This is a genomic window from Streptococcus sp. HMSC066F01 (genome assembly GCF_001837335.1).
Taxonomy (GTDB): domain Bacteria; phylum Bacillota; class Bacilli; order Lactobacillales; family Streptococcaceae; genus Streptococcus; species Streptococcus oralis_S.
On record NZ_KV832091.1, the window covers coordinates 1 to 2,989 of the forward strand.

Annotated in this window: 3 protein-coding genes; all 3 read right to left on the minus strand. The window is 38.5% G+C overall.

Annotated elements, in window-relative coordinates:
* Positions 1–460: 460 nt before the first annotated feature.
* The 3 genes from glnA to HMPREF2655_RS02965 all read right to left on the minus strand — a co-directional run bounded on the left by glnA (position 461) and on the right by HMPREF2655_RS02965 (position 2,804).
* On the minus strand, positions 461–1,807 hold the full coding sequence (glnA, locus tag HMPREF2655_RS02955) for a type I glutamate--ammonia ligase (RefSeq protein ID WP_001122885.1): 1,347 nt from the start codon (positions 1,805–1,807) through the stop codon (positions 461–463).
* 36 nt (positions 1,808–1,843) lie between these two features.
* Positions 1,844–2,200, minus strand: coding sequence for a transcriptional repressor GlnR (glnR, locus tag HMPREF2655_RS02960; protein WP_000664333.1), 357 nt, complete (start codon positions 2,198–2,200; stop codon positions 1,844–1,846).
* 76 nt (positions 2,201–2,276) lie between these two features.
* Positions 2,277–2,804: an FUSC family protein gene (locus tag HMPREF2655_RS02965; protein WP_000119887.1), complete on the minus strand. Its 528-nt coding sequence runs from the start codon at positions 2,802–2,804 to the stop codon at positions 2,277–2,279.
* Between the last annotated feature and the right edge of the window lie 185 nt (positions 2,805–2,989).

Here is a 2,989-nt window from a genome sequence, read left to right on the forward strand (position 1 = left end):
TAAACCCACCGCTAAAGCTATGATGACTCCATCTCTTAAAACAGAGACCACCATCTGTCTTTTTTACACAAAATCTCCTTTCTTATAATAGTAAAATATCATGAATAAGTTTCAATTAAATAATATATCAATCTATAAAAACGAGAGCTAAACCTCATTCATGTCAAATGATATTTTATCATTTACTAATTAGTATTTCAAGAAATATGTTGTCAAATTGTAAATTTTTTTTAGAATGTTAAAAACCTACTATTTCATACATTAGAGAGATTCTCGAGATAGGATTACGGGAATATTATTCTGAGTTTTTTCAGAATATTATTACTTTTTAATCAGCCCAACTAATAATCCATTTTTGCGTCATTTACTATGTTATATATACCAAAAACAACATCAAAATCCATCTAAATATTTGCAATAATAAAAAAGATTGCCCAATCAGACAATCTTTTTTATGTTCTTAATACAAATCAAGATAATTATCAACTTCCCATTGTGAAACAAAGGTCGCATAGCTAGCCCACTCGATACGCTTCGCTTCAAGGAAGCTAGTGTAGATGTGTTCACCTAGGGCTGCCTTGACCACTTCATCTTCTGTCAAAGCTTTCAAGGCGTTATGAAGAGTTGATGGAAGATCAGTAATTCCAGCTTCCTTACGCTCTTCTGCTGTCATGATGTAGATATTTTCTTCGATAGGAGCTGGTGCTTCGATTTTGTTTTCAATACCATGCAAACCAACTTCCAAAAGAACAGCCATAGCGATGTATGGGTTTGCCATTGGGTCCACCGAACGCAACTCGAGACGAGTTCCCATACCACGTGAAGCTGGTACGCGCACAAGTGGCGAACGATTACGACCAGCCCAAGCAATGTAAACAGGCGCTTCATAACCTGGAACCAAACGTTTGTATGAGTTAACCGTTGGGTTCATGATGGCAGTATAGTTGTAAGCATGCTTGATCAAACCGCCAAGGAAATGGTAGGCCGTTTCAGACAACTGCATTCCTTTTGGATCATTTGGATCAAAGAAGGCATTATTTCCTTCTGCATCAAACAAGGACATATTACAGTGCATACCTGATCCAGCAATACCAAATTTCGGTTTAGCCATAAAGGTTGCGTAAAGACCGTGTTTACGAGCAATGGTTTTAACAACAAGTTTAAAGATTTGAATCTTGTCACAGGCACGGAGGACTTCATCATACTTGAAGTCAATCTCGTGTTGTCCAACCGCAACCTCGTGGTGACTCGCTTCTACTTCAAATCCCATTTTGGTCAAGACATTAACGATTTCACGACGCGTATTGTCTGCAAGGTCTGTAGGCGCCAAGTCGAAGTAGCCACCCTTGTCATTTACTTCAAGTGTTGGATCCCCATTTTCATCCAACTTAAAGAGGAAGAATTCTGGTTCTGGACCAAGGTTGAAAGATTTGAATCCTACTTCTTCCATATGACGAAGTGCACGCTTCAGATTACCACGTGGGTCACCTGCAAAGGGTTCGCCTTCTGTTGTATAGACATCACAGATCAAACCTGCAACACTTCCATTTTCATCTCCCCAAGGGAAGACTGTCCATGTATCCAAGTCTGGGTACAAGTACATATCTGACTCATTGATACGTACAAAACCTTCAATAGAAGAGCCATCAAACATGGCTTTGTTTGACAAGACCTTATCTAACTGTTCATCTGTAGCAGGAATTTCGACGTTTTTCATGGTTCCCAGAATATCTGAAAACATGAGACGGATAAAGGTAACATTTTTTTCCTTGACTTCACGACGAATATCTGCAGCTGTGATTGGCATGGGTTTTCTCCTTAATATATGACTACTTGCGATTGCCTAACCGCGACCAAAGGGTGACCGTACTGAAGCAAAGCGCCCCTGCTGGAGGAGTTCATTGTGAAGTGCACGACGCACTTCCGTCTGACTCACGGCTTTCTTGGACTTCGCCTCGCGTTCAGCATATTTTTTCTTAATCGCAGCAATATTATGACCTTCAGAGATATAATCTTTGATTTCAAGTAGACGATCCATGTCATTCAACGAATACATGCGACGGTTTCCTTCGTTTCGATCAGGTTTGATCAACTCTTGATCTTCATAATAACGAATCTGACGCGCTGAGAGATCGGTCAACTTCATAACACTGCCGATAGGAAAAACAGCCATATTTCGGCGAAATTCTCTTTCCTTCATTTACAATTTCCTTCTTCCTGTCTATTATAGTCTAAAAAAAGACATACGTCAATGAATAATGTCATAAAATGTAACATTATTTTCTTTTTTTCTCCCAAAAGAGTTTCAGTTGCTCAATATCATAATTTACAAGGATTGCGACAAAAACTCCCATAAATGTTTCAAATACGCGCGCAAACACGTACAAAAATGTTTCTCCGCTTGGTATTGATAGGGTAATAATCAACATAGCCGCTACACCACCGATAACTCCTGCCTTGTTGTTCATGGCAACATTTGTCATAATGGTTAACATGGTGCAAATCGGAACAACTAGTAAGGTTACCCAAAAGGCTCCATGAAATAAAGTGTTTAAGAGGAAAAAGACAAGGGCATAAAAACCTCCGATGCTATTTCCTAAGATACGCGAAGTTCCAAAATGGACACTCTTATCAAAGCTCTCTCGTAAACTGAAGACCGCTGTTAGTGCTCCGATTTGAAGCCCCTTCCAGCCAAAAAAACCAAAAATCAAGAGAACTATAAATACGGCAATCCCCGTTTTGAAAGTTCGCATACCAAGCTTGAACTGTGACTTATCAAATTTATATTTTTTAAAATAACTCATAATCTCAACTTTCTACTACCATTTTAACATAAATTAGTTGATTTTATGAGTGAAAATCAATAGGAAGCGTTTTTAATTTAGGGGTACAAAAAAGAGGAAACAAAGTTCCTCTTTTTTATTTAACTTTTAGAGCTTAGTTGCTTTCGTCTTCTTTACGTTTCAACTGACCAAGTCCTAAAACTCCT